General features: G+C 36.2%; 19 protein-coding genes. 5 read left to right on the top strand and 14 right to left on the bottom strand.

All coding sequences use genetic code 11. The features are described from left to right. Window positions 1-27: 27 nt before the first annotated feature. From ACWPWK_RS01035 to ACWPWK_RS01055, 5 genes are all read right to left on the bottom strand, one after another. Complete coding sequence (locus ACWPWK_RS01035) at window positions 28-507, bottom strand: hypothetical protein (RefSeq protein ID WP_109372280.1); 480 nt, start codon at window positions 505-507, stop codon at window positions 28-30. A 181-nt stretch (window positions 508-688) separates the two neighbouring features. Beyond that, window positions 689-1,681, bottom strand: coding sequence for an alpha/beta hydrolase family protein (locus ACWPWK_RS01040; RefSeq protein ID WP_109372279.1), 993 nt, complete (start codon window positions 1,679-1,681; stop codon window positions 689-691). Between the two features lie 164 nt (window positions 1,682-1,845). Continuing rightward, window positions 1,846-3,411 (bottom strand): alkyl hydroperoxide reductase subunit F, encoded by a 1,566-nt coding sequence (gene ahpF / locus ACWPWK_RS01045; protein ID WP_109372278.1) that lies wholly within the window; start codon window positions 3,409-3,411, stop codon window positions 1,846-1,848. A 69-nt stretch (window positions 3,412-3,480) separates the two neighbouring features. After that, window positions 3,481-4,044 carry an alkyl hydroperoxide reductase subunit C gene (gene ahpC, locus ACWPWK_RS01050; RefSeq protein ID WP_006536680.1) on the bottom strand — a complete coding sequence of 188 codons (564 nt, stop codon included), beginning with the start codon at window positions 4,042-4,044 and terminating at the stop codon, window positions 3,481-3,483. Between the two features lie 294 nt (window positions 4,045-4,338). Continuing rightward, entirely contained in the window at window positions 4,339-4,995 is a 657-nt protein-coding gene (locus ACWPWK_RS01055; RefSeq protein ID WP_244185012.1) for a hypothetical protein, read from the bottom strand. Window positions 4,996-5,246: 251 nt separating this feature from the next. Here ACWPWK_RS01055 and ACWPWK_RS01060 point away from each other — a divergent pair, with 251 nt between their 5' ends. Together ACWPWK_RS01060 and ACWPWK_RS01065 are read left to right on the top strand one after the other, a co-directional pair. Next, window positions 5,247-5,468 carry a hypothetical protein gene (locus ACWPWK_RS01060; RefSeq protein ID WP_244185011.1) on the top strand — a complete coding sequence of 74 codons (222 nt, stop codon included), beginning with the start codon at window positions 5,247-5,249 and terminating at the stop codon, window positions 5,466-5,468. A gap of 49 nt (window positions 5,469-5,517) precedes the next feature. Continuing rightward, complete coding sequence (locus ACWPWK_RS01065; protein ID WP_348272622.1) at window positions 5,518-5,598, top strand: hypothetical protein; 81 nt, start codon at window positions 5,518-5,520, stop codon at window positions 5,596-5,598. Window positions 5,599-5,722: 124 nt separating this feature from the next. Here ACWPWK_RS01065 and ACWPWK_RS01070 read toward each other — a convergent pair whose 3' ends face one another. From ACWPWK_RS01070 to ACWPWK_RS01100, 7 genes are all read right to left on the bottom strand, one after another. After that, window positions 5,723-7,234: a carbohydrate porin gene (locus ACWPWK_RS01070; RefSeq protein ID WP_109372277.1), complete on the bottom strand. Its 1,512-nt coding sequence runs from the start codon at window positions 7,232-7,234 to the stop codon at window positions 5,723-5,725. A gap of 658 nt (window positions 7,235-7,892) precedes the next feature. Beyond that, on the bottom strand, window positions 7,893-8,048 hold the full coding sequence (locus ACWPWK_RS01075) for a hypothetical protein (protein ID WP_164996164.1): 156 nt from the start codon (window positions 8,046-8,048) through the stop codon (window positions 7,893-7,895). Next, complete coding sequence (locus tag ACWPWK_RS01080; protein ID WP_109372276.1) at window positions 8,041-8,892, bottom strand: PadR family transcriptional regulator; 852 nt, start codon at window positions 8,890-8,892, stop codon at window positions 8,041-8,043. The genes ACWPWK_RS01075 and ACWPWK_RS01080 overlap by 8 nt, the downstream gene beginning before the upstream one ends. 420 nt (window positions 8,893-9,312) lie before the next feature. Then, on the bottom strand, window positions 9,313-11,148 hold the full coding sequence (locus tag ACWPWK_RS01085; protein WP_109372275.1) for a tyrosine decarboxylase: 1,836 nt from the start codon (window positions 11,146-11,148) through the stop codon (window positions 9,313-9,315). A 515-nt stretch (window positions 11,149-11,663) separates the two neighbouring features. Next, on the bottom strand, window positions 11,664-12,689 hold the full coding sequence (locus ACWPWK_RS01090; protein ID WP_109372274.1) for an NAD(P)H-quinone oxidoreductase: 1,026 nt from the start codon (window positions 12,687-12,689) through the stop codon (window positions 11,664-11,666). 128 nt (window positions 12,690-12,817) lie between these two features. Next, the gene (locus ACWPWK_RS01095; protein WP_109372273.1) at window positions 12,818-13,702 is read right to left on the bottom strand and encodes a 4Fe-4S binding protein; all 885 of its coding nucleotides are present in this window, start codon (window positions 13,700-13,702) and stop codon (window positions 12,818-12,820) included. Window positions 13,703-13,716: 14 nt separating this feature from the next. After that, complete coding sequence (locus ACWPWK_RS01100; RefSeq protein WP_244185010.1) at window positions 13,717-14,373, bottom strand: hypothetical protein; 657 nt, start codon at window positions 14,371-14,373, stop codon at window positions 13,717-13,719. A gap of 462 nt (window positions 14,374-14,835) precedes the next feature. Here ACWPWK_RS01100 and ACWPWK_RS01105 point away from each other — a divergent pair, with 462 nt between their 5' ends. Beyond that, a complete protein-coding gene (locus ACWPWK_RS01105; protein ID WP_036912995.1) occupies window positions 14,836-15,594 on the top strand; it encodes an FNR family transcription factor in 759 nt (252 codons plus the stop codon). Window positions 15,595-15,735: 141 nt separating this feature from the next. Next, the gene (gene uspE, locus ACWPWK_RS01110; RefSeq protein WP_109372272.1) at window positions 15,736-16,686 is read left to right on the top strand and encodes a universal stress protein UspE; all 951 of its coding nucleotides are present in this window, start codon (window positions 15,736-15,738) and stop codon (window positions 16,684-16,686) included. A gap of 72 nt (window positions 16,687-16,758) precedes the next feature. Here the strand turns inward: uspE and pntB are convergent, their stop codons facing one another. Next, window positions 16,759-18,147, bottom strand: a complete 1,389-nt coding sequence (gene pntB, locus ACWPWK_RS01115; RefSeq protein ID WP_109372271.1) for a Re/Si-specific NAD(P)(+) transhydrogenase subunit beta — start codon at window positions 18,145-18,147, stop codon at window positions 16,759-16,761. A gap of 11 nt (window positions 18,148-18,158) precedes the next feature. Continuing rightward, complete coding sequence (gene pntA / locus ACWPWK_RS01120) at window positions 18,159-19,688, bottom strand: Re/Si-specific NAD(P)(+) transhydrogenase subunit alpha (RefSeq protein ID WP_109372270.1); 1,530 nt, start codon at window positions 19,686-19,688, stop codon at window positions 18,159-18,161. A gap of 386 nt (window positions 19,689-20,074) precedes the next feature. Between pntA and ydgH the strand changes: the two genes are divergently transcribed. Beyond that, a complete protein-coding gene (gene ydgH / locus ACWPWK_RS01125) occupies window positions 20,075-21,028 on the top strand; it encodes a DUF1471 family protein YdgH (RefSeq protein ID WP_100158325.1) in 954 nt (317 codons plus the stop codon). Window positions 21,029-21,146 lie beyond the last annotated feature (118 nt).

The raw sequence follows: 21,146 nt of genomic DNA on the forward strand, positions 1-21,146 counted from the left end.
TATCAATCTGTCTTTTAACTGATTATTTTATTTTTTACTCTCTTTGGCGTCTTTATTAGTATCAATATCGACTTTATAAGCTGATGGTGCAAATAAAGCAACCAACCCAGCGATTAATAATATAGAAAGCAACACCATTAACATAGATGGTGCATTAAATAATAAATATGGTGTTAATAAAATAGGACTAGCCGTTAAAATAAGTGAAATAATAATAGGATAGCCTATACCTATATCTCTTATTCGTTGAGATAAAATAAGTGTAAATATGTAGACTTGTACTATTAAAAACACCATTTCTATTAGGCCATATGGTGTAAAAGAAAATTGATAGTAAAAATAACTTTCGGTAATTGACTCCATTTTTTCGGGGTAAAGTTCTATATACCATCGATCAGCTAAGTTTTCTGCAATAGAAAAGAAAATTGTCCAAGCAATTTCTAAACCTAAAAAAGAGAGTCTCCCACGTCTTTGTTGTTTCCATTGATAAGCAAGTTTAGCTTGCATAATAAATCCCTTCATTTTTAAATGATAATTTAATCCGTTTAATCATAATACACTTAATATCTTTATCAAAATAATGTATTAGTTTAAAAAATACTGCTCTTTTATCGATTAAATAAAAGAGCGGATATTATTATTAAAAATTAAAACATTCCACTTGAAAGAAAAATTAAATTATCAATAATCATCTAACCTGCTTATTGATCCACTTAATCTCTTCATTTGTGAATCGAATATTGCTTTCTTTAGTTGTATCAGTATCTAACAAGATTTTATCTTTAATTAATTTACTGACAGGCGCAATGATATTGAAATGGTCACCATTTTTAATATTATATATTTTTAATGGAATATTATGCACCATTGCAACCGCTCGTAGTTCATTAAACTCATTCCAAAAATAATCACGTCCTTCAAAATAGAAAGTTGGTGTTTTTATTGATTTAATATAGCGATATACAGAGCGAACATTAAACTCTTCTTCGTTATTTCTATCAAAAGGCAATTCAACTATCATATCACCTTCAGCTCTTAATTTAAGATCAGGTATTCCGCCCAAGGAGAAAATGGCTCTAAATTTGTCACTATATTCACTCGCTAATAATGCTCTAGTTCCTCCCGTACTATGTCCAACGACATAGATACGTTTAGAGTCAATATAAGGCAGTGAGGCTAAATATTCTCTCGCTGATTCTAAATCTTCTAATTCGCCATAAAACATTTCATAACGACCAGGGTTAGTATTTTCACCTCGGAAAGATGGGATCATCAACACCATATTGGGATCACGAAAAGTTGCACCTGTTTGGTCATTATCAACTGGTTTAGGTTGCCAAAAATAATCATCACCACCAATTCCGCCGTAGCCTCCATTTAACCAAATTACAGCAGGTAATTTCATTTTTTTATTTGCTGGAGGTGGTGTTAAATAGGCATACATATCTCCTGGTTTTGCCGAATATTTAATCACATTAAATATTTCTGGTGGTGCTTCCCAAGGCGGATCAATATTATCAAAACTGTCGTTTATAATTTCTGTTTTAAAGCGTTGATGCGCTTCATATAAAGTTTCATCACGCACTTCAATATCTGCGTTGACAGAAAAAGAACTAGCACATAGCAGGGAAAAAAATAGCGCAGGAACAATTTGTCTAAAACATATTTTATTTATATTCATATCAACTTCCCTATAGATTATTAATTTTGCGTGATAATAGCATAGGTTGTTTGGGGTTTATGAATAAGATTTTTAAGGTAAGTGGAAATTAATGCAGAAAAAAGCATCTCGATTGAGATGCTTTAAACGATATAAAATAATTAAATTTTTTAACGTTGATTTACTTATTTTGTAGTCGTGCGGATCAAGTAATCAAATGCGCTAAGTGAGGCTTTTGCACCTTCACCAGCGGCAATGATGATTTGCTTATAAGGTACGGTTGTACAGTCACCTGCTGCAAACACACCTTTGATATTAGTTTCGCCACGAGCATCAACAACAATTTCACCCATCTTATTACGCTCAACAGTACCTTCTAACCACTGTGTATTAGGTAATAAACCGATTTGAACGAAAATACCTGCTAATGCAATATCATGCATAGAATCATTAGTACGATCTTTATATTTTAGACCGGTTAACTTAGTGCCATCACCATATACTTCTGTAGTTTGCGCATTTAAGATAACTTCTACATTGCTTAAGCTACGTAATTTTTTCTGTAATACCGCATCTGCTCTCATTTCTGGAGCAAATTCTAATACTGTTACGTGTTCAACTAAGCCAGCTAAGTCAATTGCAGCTTCAACACCTGAGTTACCACCACCAATAACAGCAACTCTTTTGCCTTTAAACAGTGGGCCATCACAATGTGGGCAATAAGTTACACCACGAGTACGGTATTCATTTTCACCGGGAACATTCATATTTCTCCAGCGAGCACCTGTTGCAATAATTAGGCTACGGGTTTTTAAAATTGCACCTGATGCTGTTTCAATTTGATGTAATTCCCCTTCTGATGCACCCGGAATTAAGCGACTAACAGTTTGGCTATCAATCACATCCACTTGGTAATCATCAACGTGAGCTTTTAATGCACCTGCAAGTTTTGCACCTTCAGTTTTTGGTACTGAGATGTAGTTTTCAATATCAACAGTATCAAGAACTTGACCACCAAAACGTTCGCCAATAAGGCCTGTATTTAAACCTTTACGAGCGGAATAAACAGCTGCAGATGCACCCGCAGGACCACTACCCACAATTAATACATCAAATGCAGCTTTTTGATTCAACAATTCTGCAGTACGTTTTTCTGCATTGCTGTCTACTTTGTTAACGATTTCAGCTAAGGTCATACGGCCTTGACCAAACTCGTTACCATTTAAGAATACAGCAGGAACGCCCATGATATTACGTTCCTGAATTTCATTTTGGAACATGCCTCCGTCAATCGCAGTATGTGTGATCTTCGGATTTAAAATCGCCATTAAGTTTAATGCCTGAACAACATCAGGGCAGTTATGACAAGAGAGCGAATAATAGGTTTCGAAATGAAACTCACCGTCTAACTGACGAATTTGTTCAAGTAATTCTTGTGCTTCTTTTGATGGGTGTCCACCAGTTTGCAGTAATGCTAAAACTAATGAAGTAAATTCATGGCCTAATGGTGAACCTGCAAAACGAACACCAGTTTCTTTCCCAGGGTTGGTAATAAGAAAAGATGGTTTACGTACATTTGCATTATTATCTTCACGATAAGTGACTTTATCGGATAATGGTTCGATTTCTTTTAATAGCGCTTGGATATCAGCAGAATGTTTACTGTCGTCTAATGTTGCTACTAATTCAACTGGCTGGGTTAATCGTTCTAAATAAGCTTTCAATTGAGCTTTTAAATTATTATCTAACATTTTTGCACCCTCAATAAAATCGGGTGCCGAAACACCCGATAAATAACTTTTTAGTGGCTTAATTCTTATTTAGATTTTGCCAACTAAATCCAGTGATGGAGCTAAAGTTGCATCACCTTCTTTCCATTTTGCTGGGCAAACTTCGCCTGGGTGGCTAGCTACATACTGAGCAGCTTTAACTTTACGCAGCAGGTCTGATGCATCACGGCCAATACCTTCTGCTGTGATTTCAATTGCTTGGATGATACCTTGTGGATCAACAACGAAAGTACCACGGTCTGCAAGACCTTCGTTCTCACGCATATTTTCGAAGTTACGAGTTAATGCGCCAGTTGGATCGCCAATCATGCCATATTTGATTTTACCGATAGTTTCTGAGCTACTATGCCATGCTTTATGGGTAAAATGTGTGTCAGTAGAAACTGAGTAAATTTCTACGCCCATTTTTTGGAACTCAGCATAATGATCAGCTAAGTCACCTAATTCAGTTGGGCACACAAAAGTGAAGTCTGCAGGGTAAAAGAAAAAAACGCTCCATTTGCCTTCGACGTCCTTTTCAGTCACTTCTACGAATTGACCGTCTTTAAATGCCATGTTTTTGAATGGTTTGATTGGGGTATTAATTAAAGACATTGTATTTCCTCCTGTTTGGTATGGGACTAATGTACCTATTCCATTTGAGAATAGCTAATACATTCCTGCTATCAGTTCAATAGGTTTCACCTAATGAGTTGAAGAAATTGATAGAGATAGGTTAACGAAATGTAGCTATTAAAGCAAATGGACAACAAGCCAATTACGTCTACCTTTTATTAACCTACTTTCTTAACCTACTCTCTATTTAATATCCTTATCTTCGATAAGGGTATAATTATAACGCCATGAATTATAAAGTTAATATTCAATCCAGCATAGATAGATTCAATATTATTGCGCTAATTTGGCAGGTTTAAGAATAGTATAAGTACATTCAAATGCCGCCTTTTGAATACGATAAACATCTTGGCTATCTGTTGTGGATTGCACAATAGCATCGCCCGATTGAAAACGTTGTAATTCTCCCCAAGGAGCCTTCATCGCAAACGCTGGTGTAGATTCAGGTACAATGAAATAATTCATTTCGATACCTTTGGGGATAAAAGGCTGATAGTTATCAGGATAAGACGTTATATTGATTTTGATCTTATTTTTATCTGTTTCGCTATAACGCTGAATAAATTTGTTTTTCCTTACCAGGATTTCCTCATTACCTGTTTCTGGGCAAATATTTTGTACTACCCAATCTCCCTCTTTTGCAGGTTCTGAAACTGTTTCAACCCCTTCACCTTTAATTATCGTTGTGATGATCTCACCTTCTTTGGCTGGTCTTGCTAGGACAGGCTTTGTTTTAATTGCAACACCGGTGATCCCCGCTTGCTGCGCTTGCGTAAAGTAAGCGACACGTTCTTTTTGCGGTAATTGAGAAAGATCATTAGCAAACACAAATGAAGGAATTAAGGCTAAGCCGATTAATAGTGGTTTGGTTCTATTTTTCTTATCGGTTTTGTCACTATTTGAATTACTGTTTTGTATATAAAAAGGCATTGAATGATTTCCTAATAAATATCATTTGCACTTAATACGCTAGTTAAGTGTCTGTAAACATTAAATCGATTATGGCAGGAAATAAAACAATGGCACGAGCAAAATCAGATACCTAGTCGAAAAAGATCAAAAAATCGAGAGATCTCACAACTTAGAAAAGAGAACATGTAATTGATAGGAAAAAGGTTCAAGTCGTTAAATAAAGCGTTAGGATGTTCTTCACAAACCTATTTAATTAAAAGGAATTTCTTATGCAAATAATTTACCCCGATGACTATTCGAAAACAGGAAAACCCGATGAGGCTTTTGAACAAGAATATCATTGCGCCCAAATGCTAAATATTCATTGTTTGTTACTCTCATCAGAAGATATGGCATTGGGTAAATATAAGTTTTCACATCCTTTTAAATCAGACTCTCCTGTTATTTGGCGTGGATGGATGCTAAATAAAGACGAATATCAACAGCTATAATTCCATTGATGTAGTCAAAAATGCAGTAGGAGAATTACGTTTAGTTGAAATTGGTGATGGGCAAGTTTCAGACATTAAAGAGTGGTCAGCTGAAAAGTTAGTTAAGGCTTTTTTCTTATCGGGTATCTGATGTTTTATGTCCCAACACTGAGCAAACTATATAAAAATATAAAGACCTCAATTAGCCAACAATACGCTGTATCTTGAAGTCTTTATATAAAATCAATCCCTAACAAGAAGTACTAAAAATAAAATTAAAATAGATACTTAAAGCGAATACGGGCACCGTAACGATCTTTATCACTGCTATTTACATTAATGTCGTCTTTACCATCTATACGTGAATAATAAGCACCTAAATAGGTTTTAAAATTATCCATAGTTAAAATATTAGGCAGTTCATAAGAAGCAAATACAGTGTTGATATTGTACTTACCAGGATTGAGCGTTAAATAGGTGTCATTTTGACCACTGCTATTCCCGTTTTTGTGATAGTAAGTTTTAATATCATTATGAGCATAAATATAACCAAGTTGAAATTTACGCCACAACACATTACTACCAATAGAAAAATCATTTTCATCTTTAGCGTCGAGATAAGCAGCACTTAAATTTGCAACAATACCGTTAATAGGATCATTAGCTAAAGTGTCCCATTTTACAGTTAAGCCATAACCTGTACGTCGCGATTGATCTTGGAATTTTCCATTTTCATCATCATAGCCATAGGCTTTGTTTATCACATTTGCATCTATTGCTCCTGCAATAGTTAAATTATCTTTCTGCCATGCAACAACAGGACGCATATAAATAACATTTTTGCGATTATCAAGTTTACGTCCATGATATTCATTGTCTTTAAAAACAGAAGTTCCATCTTCAACTAAAGCATTTAGCTCAAAATACCAGTCGTTATAGTGTGTGTTAACCATCATACTACCACCGTCACTACTACGACCTCGCCCTTCTTTCATCATATAGATATAGCCAAAACCATCACCATATAAATCATTTGCTGTATTACCTGAATATTCAACAAATGTATCTTGGTTTAGAGGGAACATGTCGTAAGCTTCATAACGACCAATTTTATATTGCCATTTATCGCGTTGACCAAAGTAGAAAACAGCATCATCTAGATTCATTTTACCTGTCATGTCAGCCATAGGCTGAGCACGAAAACCAGCATAATTGCCGTTTTTTAATTCTCGTTCACCATCCACACCAATTAAAATACGCCCGTTAAGTGACCATTTTTCATTATCATCAAAGTCTTTTTGATTACCGGGCATCATTCTCATCGAGGTTAGTTGCCCTTTTTTACTTGCCGCATCGATATTATATTCAACGTCACCATACAATTTGAGATCACCCCAATTTGTATTGGTAGAGAAAAAGCCCGTACCTTCTTTATTTTTCGTACTAGCAAGCTGAGCAGATTGTTTTTGTTGGATTTCATTAAGCTGAGTTTGAGCAATGTTTACTTTTGCTTGAGCTTCATCAGATTGCTTTTCTAATATAGCAACGCGTTGCTCCATGCCGACGGTTTTTACATGATCCGTTTTAGATAGGCTGTTGGAATTAATTAATTGCTCAAGGCGAGCTGCTTTTTGTTCTGCGGCAGCGGCTCTAGCTTCAGCAGCAGTTGCACGTTGTTCAAGTGCATTTAATCTTGCTTCAATAGCACTTATATCAGTTTGTGCATTTGCACATAATGGTGTAGCGAGTATTAAACTTATCACAACAGATAATGCTTTTACTTTCATTCGAATATTCCTAAATTAGCAAATGTTGGTTTAACAGGTACGGCAAATACATAACAATCAATTTAGTTGATTGATTGTTCTATCTGGTGAGCGTATTGTTATTTTTATTCGATAATATTTTTATAAATATCAATCGGTTATTCGCATCATTATTTCTATTCTTAACAAGAAATAAACCGATACCTCATCACTTTGCCATTATTTATGCTGACTAGCGTCCTACATCATAAGTAAGGCTACGTTTGAACTAAGGTACTTATTCTCGTTTAAGTACTTACAAACGCTTATTATTTTGATTCAGTATTTAATTTATTGTTTCAAGCATATCTCTGGTTTAAGTTTTCAAATTTTATAATGGGTTCACTAGCTAAATAAAATAATAGTTAATGTGGAACATTTCCACAATCATTTGTGATTTTTTTGAGGTTAGTACAATAACCTAAGAAAAACGATGTAATCCTCATCAAAAAATGATGGTTTACAAATAAATGAAGTTAAGGATTAACTTAGATAGCGATAGAAGATAAAGAGAGTTTTATCAGGAATTAGGGGGCTTTGATATTTAGAAACCATTTATAATGATAACAAGTGGGTAGGAGTAGCTTGATTGAAGGGAAAATAACAGAGGTCATATCATTATAACCTCCGTCCATCATTATCATATTCTGCCAGGTTTACGTAACGCTCTACGAAAATAAGAAACTGGCATTTTAGGGCAAATTTGTTCTTTTACTGCTGGATTGTTTTCCAAATCATCTTTGTCTATTTCATTATTTCTTCTTGAATTTTGTAGCTGAGTATCTGTTTTATTCATCTTCCCTTTCCTCTGAGATCAATGCCTCATTGATAGCTTCAATTTTCTCAACTGCTTCATTAAGAATAGAAGCAATACGTCCTGCTCTTTCCACAGAGAGCTCTTTTAATACTAATTTATGGCGTAAAACTGCTTTTAATTTACCAACAGCAGATTCAATTTCCTCAGAAACACCACCCGTGTTTTGAGATAAATCTCTCGCATAAGCCAGTTTCTTTTGAATATTGGCATCTATATCCTGATGTTCTGCTAAAAATGCAGTGCCTTCGGGTGTAATGCTGTAGTTTTTACGGCCTTTTTCAGCAATCGTCGCAACTAATAGCTCTTGCTCTTCAAGTAGTGTTAGCGTTGGATAAATAACACCTGGGCTAGGTACATATAATCCTGAAGATGCCTCATCTATTTCTCTAATAATTTCATAACCATGGCTTGGTTTTTTCGAGATCATGCTAAGTAGCAGAACGCGCAAATCACCATGATCAAACATACGTTTTAACTGGCGACCTTGGCCTTTACCTCTGCCACCGCATCCACGACCATGTTGTTTTCCATGCCCTTCAGAACCATGCTCACCATGACAACACTCACCACGACTTTCGTGTCCATGACCGTGTTCACCATGACGGCATTCACCACGACCTTCGTGTCCATGACCATGTTCACCATGACGGCATTCGCCACGACCTTCGTGTCCATGACCATGTTCACCATGACAGCAATGCTCGCTATGATTTTCTTGGTGCTGGCTATGTTTGCCTTTACCTCCACAACACCCTTTTCCGTGACCATGTCCGCCATTTTCAGCACGCTGTTGATAAAGTGAGTTTAATGCTCGAATCATCATAAATATTCCCTCATTGTTTTAGATATATCGAATTCATAGAGTGTAATATAATCCGATATATCTAAATGATCAAGTTTTAGATATATCTAAATACACATCTAAATTATCTTTCTTATTAACAATATGATTTATCTATGATTATATTTTTCAAACATAGTCTTAATTATGAATGATTATCATTCTCTATCTTGCTTTTACGTGCTATCAATAAAAATAAAAGAAGATAATTAACAATGATGAATAAAAAATAGACACATTTAGCTTTAGATGCTCACAAAAAACAGAACATATTTACAATACAACTAGTGACACCGTCACCTTTAATCCATTTAAAAAAGCGAAGATAATGAGTAACAACCCACTACTTCGCTTTTTAACAAAATTTATTTTAATTGTAGAAAATATAAAAAAGAGATATCGCTACTGGTCTAATGCAGATAAAACCACTTTCTTAATATATTGATATCCAGCTTCAATTTGTTGTTCATCACAAATTTCAGTACTTTTTATAGTAAGCTGCAACAAATTTAAGTGTTTGATGGTTTCCCACTCATTGCTATCAAAACCACACTCAGAACAAAACTGCGCTGGTGCATCATCACTATTACGGGCGCAAAGCGTTAATAAACTTAAATCTTGTTTATGATGACTTTTTATAACCAAGTTTTCATAGATTGTTTTATTAAGATCATTTTGCGTTTCTAAGTCCTTATTTCCTTTCTTTACAATCGCAAAATTTAGTTTATTAAAGTCAGATGCAGATAAAATACGAATATAATAGCGCTCACCTTCTTTTTCGAAAGCTGCGGCTTGATTAAAAAACTGCTCAAGTTTGACCCGCGTTTCCCATTGAATTTGTGCATATTTCCCATATCCAGATGAAGTAAAAGGATAGAGTTGATGCACACTCCACATAGACGCCACTGCTGGTGCAGATTGAATACCATCAATTTCAGGAACGTCATCTGCTTGCTCTGGACATAATCTAGGGGGATTTGTTAAAAAACGACTAATACGCGCATCTTTAATACAGACTATACCCGTAGGATATGGTGAAAATCCAGCTTGAAACGGTTCAAAAGAGACAGAGTCAGCGAGAGAAAGTTGTGTGATGCTTTCATATATTTCAGATGTTAATTCAAGTAATGGGGCTTCTTTCTTTAATTTTCCACACAAAATCTGATAAGGGATAATTTCATAATTATCATCAAGAAATAAGCTTTTCATATAGCCAAATTGCGATGCATCAATATGGATATAAAATGAATTATTGTATTTTTCCTCACACTCTTTTCTTAGCTCAAAAAGTGGTTTTAACTTATCAACACAACCATAAGACGGTGCGCCTAATATTCCTATAACACCAAGAATAGGCTCACCTTGTTCAATCAGGCGAAAAACAATACTGCGTGTTTTTTCAATATCGGTTTTAAATGTTTCATCAATAGGCAATGCAATAAGGTTGTCATATCCCAACCCAAGTATATCCATTGCTTTTTTCCAAAATTCGAAACGGGAAACAGGAACAAGCAGTTTTCCTAAATGCATTGTTTTTGTCATGCCCGTTCCTCGGCATGTTAAATGACTAACATCATCAAAAATCCCACGCTCATTGAGTTGTTCGCTTATTGCTAAAATATCTGTGACAGACATATTGAATAACTCAAAGGCTTTTTTATCTGCAACCAAATCTCGTGATTTTGGATGACGAGCAATTGCCATTGGTAATGTTTTTAAATTTCTAAGTGCCCATAATATTTCATAGCAAGCAAGAGTGTGGCTTGTTGTGATATGACCAAATGCATCTTCTGATGAGAAACCGATTAATTTACAGAGATCATCTGTAATTTTCTTTTCTTGTTCTTTTAGTAAGGGGGAATGGTTATTAAAAACATTATCTGAGTTGTATGCTAATGCAGAAAGATAACCAAATTTCGCCAATTGCATCACTTGTGAATGATGATGGGAAAAATAAGGTTCAATGTCAGATTGATTATAATTATTTTGCTGTTTTAAAGTTTCTAAAATACGTTCATAAGCATTATCTACTGCTTTTTTTTCAATAGTGTTACTTTTTATTTTAGCGTCTAAACTCTCGCTATTATTTCTTTTCATTTTATTTGCTTTAGGAAAAGAATACTCACTATTCATTAGTATTTTTGCCATCTCTCGATGATAACATGTAAGAGTTTCAATGGTTCGGGTATGGTATACACGTTCTGTAGCACTCAGACAGGTTTGTTTGTAATTTGCCATCATCGCACCTATATATAAATTTTTATTATCTGTTTTAATGAGATTTGTGTTTATTAATCGTCAATAATTAATCTTTATTCAAATGATATACTACATGATGAGTAAGAATCTTCTTTATTTTATTGATATCAGTTAATATTTTTCTAATTTGATTTAAGCAAAAGATACTTTAATGATAAATGATTTAGCTTTATTTGTTAGTTTCCTAAATTCACTATCAATTTTGATTTAAGTTATATTTCTGTAAATGTGATATTATTTTTGATAAGGTCAACATTTAAATCCGCCTTAATTAGAATTAACGAATATTTCTATTGCTTAGTGTCTATTAAAAAGAATAGATATTAAATTACTTATCTAAAATAAGAATTTATTTATTTAAATGTTATTCACTTTTTCTTCAATACATAAAAAAACACATGAAATATTTAACATGTGTTTTTCGGAATATTCGCTTTTTAGAAAGTAAAAAAATGCTTACTCTTATATCAAATACGTTTTAAGCACTCTTATTTTTACTCTTTTCCGTTATAAGATAAGATTTCAAGCATCACCTTACCAATTAAATCACCAGACTCCATTAACTCATGTGCTTTACCCACTTCTTTTAATGGAAAAATAGCATTAATGATTGGTTTAATTTTTCCTTCAGCAATAAGTGGCCACACTTGCTGTTTTAATTCTTGCGCTATTTGTGCCTTCTCTTCTATTGAGCGAGATCGCATCGTTGAACCAGTATGAATTAAACGCTTAATCATCATTGGCATCATATTTAAATTTTTAGGCATTCCTTTCATCATGCCCACTTGTATAACGCGCCCAAACTTGCTGGCAACTTGATAATTTTTTTCTACGTAATCCCCACCAATAATATCAAGAATAACATCAACGCCTTTCCCTTCAGTTAAAATAGGAATTTCTTTAGCAAAATCGGCCTGTTTGTAATTGATGACATAATCAGCGCCGAGCGCGCGGGCTGTGGCAGATTTTTCTTCAGAGCCAACTGTTGTATAAACTGTCGCACCTATTGTGTGAGCAAGCATGATGGCAGTTGATCCTATTCCCGATGTTCCACCATGAATAAGAACAGATTCACCTTGTTTTAGTTTTCCTAACTGAAATAAATTAGCCCAGACAGTAAATAAATTCTCAGGCAATGCTGCTGCTTCAATGTCTGTTAAATTCATTGACGGTAATGCGATATCTTCATGCGCAATACAATATTGAGCGTAACCACCACCAGCAACTAAAGCACAGACTCTATCGCCCAACTGCCATTTAGTGCAGTTTTCCCCTAATGCGACAACCTCTCCAGCAACTTCAAGACCTGGAATAGGTGAAGCATCTGCTGGTGGAGGATAACTACCTTGACGTTGAAAAATATCAGGGCGATTTACACCAGAAGCTGCAACTTTGATCAAAAGATAATGTGGAGGAAGTGACGGTATCGGTGATAGTTGGGGTTGTAATTTATCAATACCACCTGGCTCTGTAATGGCAATTTCTAACATATCCGCAGGTAAAACAGTTGTTTTCATCATATGCTCCCATTTTATTTTTTCACTCTCAAAATTCAATAATAAACAAATAAAATCAATATATTACATCTTACCTCAATAAGGGTGTGAGCTTATTAAGCAATAAATAACTTAAGTTTATTTGAGAGAGATTATAACCAACCTTGCTTCTGATGTTGTATGCAAATCGGGCACAATTTTGCTTCTGGAGTCCAAGATAAGAAGGCTAAACGACATTTTTCACAGTGGGCATTATAATAATGGTAGTGTGTTGGTTCGTTATTTTTAGCAACTTGTTCATTAACATGGATAGATTTAGGAAAACAAACCACTTCACAATTCATGCAACCCGTACAACGCTTTTCATCAAGCATGAATATATTGTTTTCAAGTTTAATCGCACCTTCATCACACACTTTGGCGCAGGCAGAGCAAAGAATACAGCTGTCTTTGTCTAACTGAATCTGGAACCAACTATCTTCAGGATAAAGTTGTTTTCTTGCATTTAATCCTGTTCTTACTTGATTTTTATTGAGCGGCTTTTCATCTAATTTTTGACGAAAAAGCATAAAACGACGTCCGCTATCAATATCAGTAGGCTCTGTGATAATTAATTGCCAAATAGGCTCTTGTAATGTTTTTAGTTGAAGATTTAAGTTTGCTAAAACAGGAAGCCATTTATCCACTAAAGGCTGTGCTATCTTCATTCCTCTAATTTGATATTGGCGATGCCACACTAATAATTCTTCTGTACTTGCTAACGGTTCATCATGATTAACAACAAGGTAATTATCTTGGTGTGTTCTTTCGTGAGGCGCGATATTTTCTATCGCGTCAACGGGACAGGTAAATAGACAATTACCACATTGAAAACAGAGTTCATTGTCTATTTTTACATCTAAGTGAGCAAAAGTGATTGCGCCCACAGGGCAAACTTTGGAACAACTATCACATAGGCTTTGTTTGAGGCGTTTTCTAACACATTTATCATTAATAATCGGTTCAGGAGGAAGATCTACCTTAATAAAACGCCTCATACATCACTACTCCACTACTTAACAATAAAAAATGCAAAACGATTAAGAATTTCTGCAATCAGTATTATTGCGCTACTTGCTAACACCATACGCAATCCTGAAGTAAATACAGCATTACGATATTTCCATACACTGTATCCCATCATTAAAATACCAAGAACTGACATAAGCCATGCAGATATTCTTAATCCGAATGTTTCATTATACGCAATGATAAGCGTGTGAGGGAACGTTATTCCATCATTTGTTGAAATGACTGCTGACATCCATTCCAGATAGAACGGCTGTATCGTCATACGTAATGTTACAGAAAGGAAAACAATTACTAATGCACCTATTACAATCCTTTTTGCTAACTCATCATTCACAAATGCTTTAACACGAAATGCAGTTATTGATAGTGCAATAACTGAGCCTGCTGCAAATAATGTACCTATAAACATAAAATAGGTATTTGCGTGCATCCATGTCAGCATTGAGGTGTTGTAATACAGTGATGCCATACAAAATATATCGATGATGCCAAACAAACCAATAATTGCCAGTATGGTTTTATTCATATGCCCTTTTATCAAAACAACTACAACATAAAGACATAGCGCACTAAGATAAAGTGGTAAACCCTCATTGATGTATATCAATACCACTAAAGAGGTAACAGAATGTTTCAATATTCCGCACTTCTTTGCATATCCCCCACTTTTTATAAGGAAAAGCTAATTCAAGGTAGCATTAAGTTGCATCAAAAATACATCTAGTTAACTTTACCTAATTTTTTGTTATAAAAATAAAGAGTTATGCATAAAAAATACGAATTTAAGGTAGAGACGTAAATAAAATGTCAATATAAAGGTAGAAAATATTGAAGCGCCTCTTCATTTTTGGCTTTTGACAAGGATAATTTAGTAATAGCACTATGACTTCGTTAGAAAATCGAATAATATACCAATTGAGTATAGGGTTAGCGCAAATTGTTCTAAATAGACCTTTAAGCAAAACATTGTTTTTATCAAGATACATGTTTTGTTACATTCAGAATTATTTCCACACGTACCGTTATTCCCCTTACTAATTACTGCAATATGTGTTAAAATTGACGCATATCAATATTTTTATTTGTAATGAGCAAGCTTATGATCCCAGAAAAACGCGTCGTTCGCCGAATCCAATCTGGCGGTTGTGCAATCCATTGTCAGGATTGCAGTATTAGCCAGCTCTGCATCCCGTTTACTTTAAACGAGCATGAGCTTGATCAACTCGATAATATTATCGAGCGTAAAAAGCCCATCCAGAAAGGTCAAACCTTGTTTAAAGCAGGTGATGAGCTGAAATCACTTTATGCCATACGTTCCGGTACAATTAAAAGTTATACCATCACGGAAGAAGGCGACGAGCAAATAACAGGATTTCATCTTGCTGGTGATTTGGTTGGCTTTGACGCCATTATTAATACTGAACATCCAAGTTTCGCACAAGCTTTAGAAACATCTATGGTCTGTGAAATTCCATTCGAAACTTTGGATGACCTGTCAGGCAAAATGCCTAACTTACGTCAACAAATGATGCGCCTAATGAGTGGTGAAATCAAAGGTGACCAAGAAATGATCTTACTGCTATCGAAAAAGAATGCAGAAGAACGTCTGGCTGCTTTTATTTATAACCTCTCACGCCGTTTCGCACAGCGTGGTTTTTCTCCTCGTGAATTCCGTTTAACCATGACTCGTGGTGATATCGGTAATTACTTAGGTTTAACTGTCGAAACAATTAGTCGCTTACTGGGTCGCTTCCAGAAAAGTGGCATGTTAAGCGTTAAAGGCAAATACATTACTATCGAAGATAGTACACTGTTAAGTGAACTTGCAGGAAAACTTCCTTCATCAGTTGAAGTTTAATCTGTTACATTTCACACGCTAATTTTATAACGGGGCACACAAATTTGTGCCCCGTTTTCTATTTTGTACTATTGCATTTTATCTTCTTGGGTTATCTTTAAATTGTAGATGGATAAATCCAGCCCTAAAGAGGATATTACAATGGAAAAATATCAAAACCTTCTCGTTGTCATTGATCCTAACCAAGATGACCAACCAGCACTTCGCCGTGCTGTCTATATCGTTCAGCGTAATGGTGGGCGGATAAAAGCTTTTCTACCTGTTTATGATCTCTCTTATGACATGACAACCCTTTTATCTCCCGATGAACGTAATGCAATGCGTAAAGGTGTTATCAGCCAAAAGGCAGCTTGGATCAAACAACAAGCACGCTATTACCTTGAAGCGGGTATAGAGATTGATATAAAAGTCATTTGGCATAATCGCCCCTATGAAGCCATTATTGAAGAAGTTGTTGCACATCAACATGACTTACTCATAAAAATGGCTCACCAACATGATAAATTAGGTTCACTCATTTTTACGCCTCTGGATTGGCAATTGCTTAGAAAATGTCCTTGCCCTGTTTGGATGGTCAAAGATAAAGAGTGGCCTGAATACGGTACTATCGTTGTCGCTGCAAATTTATCGAATGAAGAATCTTATCATGATGCCCTTAATCTGAAACTGATTGAGCTAACAACCGACTTATCTCATCGCATACAAAAAGATCCTGATGTTCATTTACTTAGCGCCTATCCCGTTGCGCCGATTAATATTGCGATTGAGCTACCTGATTTTGATCCTAATCTTTATAACAATGCACTACGTGGTCAACACCTTATTGCGATGAAGGAACTTCGCCAGAAATTCAGCATTCCCGAAGAGAAAACACATGTTAAAGAAGGATTGCCAGAACAAGTGATCCCTCAAGTTTGTGAAGAGTTAAATGCTGGCATTGTTGTTTTGGGTATTTTAGGAAGGACGGGGCTTTCAGCCGCATTTTTAGGAAATACTGCGGAGCAACTGATTGATCATATCAAATGTGATTTATTGGCTATCAAACCTGATGGTTTTACCTGCCCTATTACTGTTGATAGTGATCACGATTAAACTCTCTGTATACTAAATAAAAAAGCCAGTCAAAATTTTGACTGGCTTTTTGCTATTCGCTATCTGTATCTATTACAGTGCTTTTAAAATTGCATCCACACTGGCTTTAGCATCGCCAAACAACATCTGTGTATTCTCTTTAAAGAATAGTGGATTCTGAACCCCTGCATAACCGGTATTCATTGAACGTTTAAACACAATAACATTTTGCGCTTTCCACACTTCTAATACTGGCATACCTGCAATTGGGCTATTTGGATCATCTTGTGCCGCTGGGTTTACTGTATCGTTAGCGCCAATAACCAAGACTGTATCAGTGTCGGAGAAATCATCATTGATTTCATCCATTTCTAATACAACGTCATAAGGCACTTTAGCCTCTGCTAACAACACATTCATGTGACCCGGTAAACGCCCTGCTACTGGGTGAATACCAAAACGCACTTTCACACCACGCTGGCGTAATTTTTCAGTAATATCATGAACAGGGTATTGTGCTTGAGCAACCGCTAATCCATAACCTGGAGTGATAATAACTGAGGTTGAGTTTTTCAGCATATCAGCCACTTCTTCTGCGGTTGTTTCGCGGTACTCACCCATTTCGCCTTCTTCTGTTGACGCTGAGCCATCAGTACCAAATCCGCCCGCTATTACGCTAATAAAAGAGCGATTCATCGCCTTACACATAATATAAGAAAGGATAGCACCTGAAGAACCCACTAATGCACCCGTTACAATTAACAAGTCATTGCTTAACATAAAGCCTGCTGCTGCTGCTGCCCATCCTGAGTAAGAGTTCAGCATCGAAACAACAACTGGCATATCCGCACCACCAATTGACGCAACTAAATGCCAACCAAATGCCAAGGCAATCACAGTCATTATGATGATTAAGAAAACTTGTAAACCAACACTGTCAGTTTTAACAAACCAAACCATCAATAAAAAAGAAACCACTAAAGCTGCAAGATTTAATTTATGACGATTAGGTAACATCATCGGTTTAGATGACATTTTCCCACTTAATTTACCATAAGCGACAATCGAACCCGTAAATGTAACAGCACCAATGAAGATCCCTAAAAAGACTTCTGTTAGGTGGATATTCACCATGACAGGATCCATTGCTGTATTGTGGTCAAGATAACTGTTAAAGCCCACTAAAACTGCCGCTAAACCTACAAAGCTGTGTAAGATTGCGACCAATTCTGGCATTTGAGTCATTTCGACTTTTTTAGCTAAACGAATACCAATAACGGCACCGATTACCATTGCAATAATGATCCAACCCACATTGCCAGCATAAGGCCCGAAAATGGTTGCGAACAATGCAATTGCCATCCCTGCAATACCAAAGTAGTTACCTTGTTTAGAGGTTTCATGCTTTGATAAGCCGGCAAGGCTGAAAATAAATAATATTGCGGCGACAATATATGCCGCTGTAACAACTCCGCTGGACATAATTGTCTCCCTTATCCTTTACGGAACATTTTCAACATACGTTGAGTAACAGTAAATCCACCAAAAATATTAATACTCGCAATCAATATTGCGATAAACGAAAATAGGCTAACCCAGCCACCACTACCAATTTGGAGTAAAGCACCAACGACGATAATGCCTGAAATTGCATTTGTCACTGACATTAATGGCGTGTGCAATGAATGACTTACATTCCAAACAACGTAATAACCTACAACACAAGAAAGTGCGAATACCGTAAAGTGAGATAAAAACTCTTTCGGTGCAACATTTGCAAGCCATGCAAACAATAAAAAGGCTATCGCTAATAAACTGTATTTCTTCCAAGGTGAAACTGGTTTAGCAACGGGTTTTTCTTGTGGTTTTGCGGCAGGAGCAACTTTAGGTTGTGCTGAAACTTGAATTGGTGGAGCTGGCCATGTTACTTCACCCGCACGAATTACAGTCACACCACGGATGACAACATCATCAAAATCAATATTGATATTACCGTCTTTTTCTTTACACAATAACTTCAATAGATTAACTAAGTTAGTACCATAAAGTTGAGATGACTGTGCTGGTAAACGAGCAGCTAAATCAGTGTAACCAATGATTTTTACACCATGTTCTGTCGTAAAGACTTTATTAGGCACGGTATATTCGCAGTTGCCACCATTTTGAGCCGCAAGGTCGACTACAACACTTCCTGGCTTCATTGAATCGACCATCTCTTTCGTAATTAAACGAGGAGCGGGTTTTCCTGGAATTAATGCCGTTGTAATGATGATATCAACATCTTTTGCTTGTTCTGCAAATAATGCCATTTCAGCATCAATAAATGCTTTTGACATCACCTTAGCATAGCCATCACCACTACCCGCTTCCTCTTTAAAATCAAGCTCAAGGAATTCAGCACCCATGCTTTGAACTTGCTCTTTAACTTCAGGGCGAGTATCAAATGCGCGAACAATTGCACCAAGACTTCCTGCGGCACCAATCGCAGCAAGACCTGCAACTCCAGCACCAATAACCATCACTTTAGCTGGTGGCACTTTACCTGCGGCGGTAATTTGTCCAGTAAAGAATCTTCCGAATTCATGGGCAGCTTCTACAACAGCACGGTAGCCTGCAATATTTGCCATTGAACTTAACGCATCAAGAGATTGTGCACGAGAAATACGTGGCACACTATCCATTGCCATCACGTTAATATTCTTTTCAGCTAACTTTTCGAGTAATGCCGCATTTTGAGCTGGCCAAATAAAACTTACCAGTGTCGCGCCATCTTGTAGCAATGTAATTTCATTATCCAGTGGTGCATTTACCTTCAAAATAATGTCTGATTCCCAAACATCTTGAAGAGCGAGGATCTCGGCACCGGCGTCCTGATAAGCTTTATCTTCAAAGCTTGAGGCAATACCTGCGCCATTTTCAACTGCGACTGTAAATCCTAATTTTATGAGTTGAGTCACTGTAGCTGGTGTAGCTGCAACCCTTGTTTCATTAGAAAGTCGCTCTTTGGGTATACCAATTCGCATAATTTTCCCTTCTTATCCATAGAGTTCTGTTAAAACTTCTCCGTTAACTTCACATTCATGCAAAAAAAATGTTAAAAATAATAATATGCATACCATTAATCGGAGTTCTAATAACCTACTGAAAATAAAACCAATAATCTATATCTGTGTAAAGCTAAAATTGAACTTAATTAGATCATTTTAGTCGAAAAGGCATATTTATGAATTATTCACTATATTCAGGTAAATATCTGGTAACATATACTGGTCATTTGACTCTGTGGTGATTCGCTAAATAAAATAATGCGACAAATGCTATTATTACATGTAATAATTAATCCCTATGTGATAAACCACGACGTTCAGCACATGACCAATATTAATTGCGCAAGGCGGAAGGATTTTGTATGAAGCTGAAAACCTCAGTCATCGCAGCAGCGATGTTGTCTTTAACTAATATCACTGTTGCGCAGGCTGCTCAGGAATTAACACCCGAACAAGCTGCAGAACTAAAACCATTTGAAAGAATTACAGTTATCGGTCGTTTTAACGCTATTTATGAAGCCGCTGATGCGGTATCTCGTCGTGCGGATAAAGTCGGTGCTGATAGTTTCTATATTCAAGGCCTAGATGATATTAGTGATAGCGGCAACATGAGTGTTACTGCTGATCTATACCATAAAGATGCACCCAAAGCAGATCAAGAAAGCTATCGCGTCTTTCATGGCGTGAAAGAACTACCAAAACCTGAAGCAATTCTGCTACAACCATTTGATACAGTTTCTATCCGCGGTTACTACCCTACAACCCCTGATATTAACGATGCAATTGCAAAAGCGGCAGCTAAAAAAGGTGCTGCATCATTCTTTATTGTACGTAACGTATCAACAAATGATGGTGGTAACCAAGAAGTAACAGCTTATATCTACAAAAAAGATGCGCCAAAACGTGCAATTCAAGCACCAGAGGCCGTCGTTCCTTATGACTCAGATGCAGGTCGCGCACTTATAGCAGAAGGCGGAGCCGCTGCCAATAAAGTTGAGAAACCAGGTCTTGCATCAAACACTGATTTTGATAGAAGTGTAGGAACATTTGCTGATACACAAACTTCGGGTGCTAGTGGTCGTTACACTGTCACATTACCTGATGGTACTGAAATCCAAGAAGTCAATAAAGCTGCTGCTGCATTAATGGACCCATTTGATACCATTACATTTAGCGGATACTTTGTAAACTCACCAGAGATTTCTTATCAGGTTGCTAAACGTGCAGCTGCAAAAGGTGCCAAGTATTACCATATTACAAATGAATGGCAAAGTGATGGTGGTACAGTCACTATTACCGCTGACCTATTCAAGTAATAAAACTTCCTAGTTAAAAAGCCTTGCTGATGCGAGGTTTTTTTTACTCAAAATATCATCAAAACCAACCTCATTTTGTAAAAGTGCATAATTTTTATGATTTAATGCATAGACAACC

It is taken from the genome of Proteus sp. Marseille-Q3619 (assembly GCF_965283115.1).

Excerpts from the sequence above, each read along its gene's own strand:
- ACWPWK_RS01105 (WP_036912995.1), top strand. The coding sequence starts at position 14,836 with ATGATCCCAGAAAAACGCGTCGTTCGCCGAATCCAATCTGGCGGTTGT.
- ACWPWK_RS01060 (WP_244185011.1), top strand. The coding sequence starts at position 5,247 with ATGCAAATAATTTACCCCGATGACTATTCGAAAACAGGAAAACCCGAT.
- ACWPWK_RS01085 (WP_109372275.1), bottom strand. The coding sequence starts at position 11,148 with ATGGCAAATTACAAACAAACCTGTCTGAGTGCTACAGAACGTGTATAC.
- ACWPWK_RS01095 (WP_109372273.1), bottom strand. The coding sequence starts at position 13,702 with ATGAGGCGTTTTATTAAGGTAGATCTTCCTCCTGAACCGATTATTAAT.
- uspE (WP_109372272.1), top strand. The coding sequence starts at position 15,736 with ATGGAAAAATATCAAAACCTTCTCGTTGTCATTGATCCTAACCAAGAT.
- ACWPWK_RS01070 (WP_109372277.1), bottom strand. The coding sequence starts at position 7,234 with ATGAAAGTAAAAGCATTATCTGTTGTGATAAGTTTAATACTCGCTACA.
- ACWPWK_RS01090 (WP_109372274.1), bottom strand. The coding sequence starts at position 12,689 with ATGATGAAAACAACTGTTTTACCTGCGGATATGTTAGAAATTGCCATT.
- ACWPWK_RS01055 (WP_244185012.1), bottom strand. The coding sequence starts at position 4,995 with ATGCCTTTTTATATACAAAACAGTAATTCAAATAGTGACAAAACCGAT.
- pntB (WP_109372271.1), bottom strand. The coding sequence starts at position 18,147 with ATGTCCAGCGGAGTTGTTACAGCGGCATATATTGTCGCCGCAATATTA.
- ACWPWK_RS01040 (WP_109372279.1), bottom strand. The coding sequence starts at position 1,681 with ATGAATATAAATAAAATATGTTTTAGACAAATTGTTCCTGCGCTATTT.
- ahpF (WP_109372278.1), bottom strand. The coding sequence starts at position 3,411 with ATGTTAGATAATAATTTAAAAGCTCAATTGAAAGCTTATTTAGAACGA.
- ACWPWK_RS01035 (WP_109372280.1), bottom strand. The coding sequence starts at position 507 with ATGCAAGCTAAACTTGCTTATCAATGGAAACAACAAAGACGTGGGAGA.
- pntA (WP_109372270.1), bottom strand. The coding sequence starts at position 19,688 with ATGCGAATTGGTATACCCAAAGAGCGACTTTCTAATGAAACAAGGGTT.
- ydgH (WP_100158325.1), top strand. The coding sequence starts at position 20,075 with ATGAAGCTGAAAACCTCAGTCATCGCAGCAGCGATGTTGTCTTTAACT.
- ACWPWK_RS01075 (WP_164996164.1), bottom strand. The coding sequence starts at position 8,048 with ATGAATAAAACAGATACTCAGCTACAAAATTCAAGAAGAAATAATGAA.
- ahpC (WP_006536680.1), bottom strand. The coding sequence starts at position 4,044 with ATGTCTTTAATTAATACCCCAATCAAACCATTCAAAAACATGGCATTT.
- ACWPWK_RS01080 (WP_109372276.1), bottom strand. The coding sequence starts at position 8,892 with ATGATGATTCGAGCATTAAACTCACTTTATCAACAGCGTGCTGAAAAT.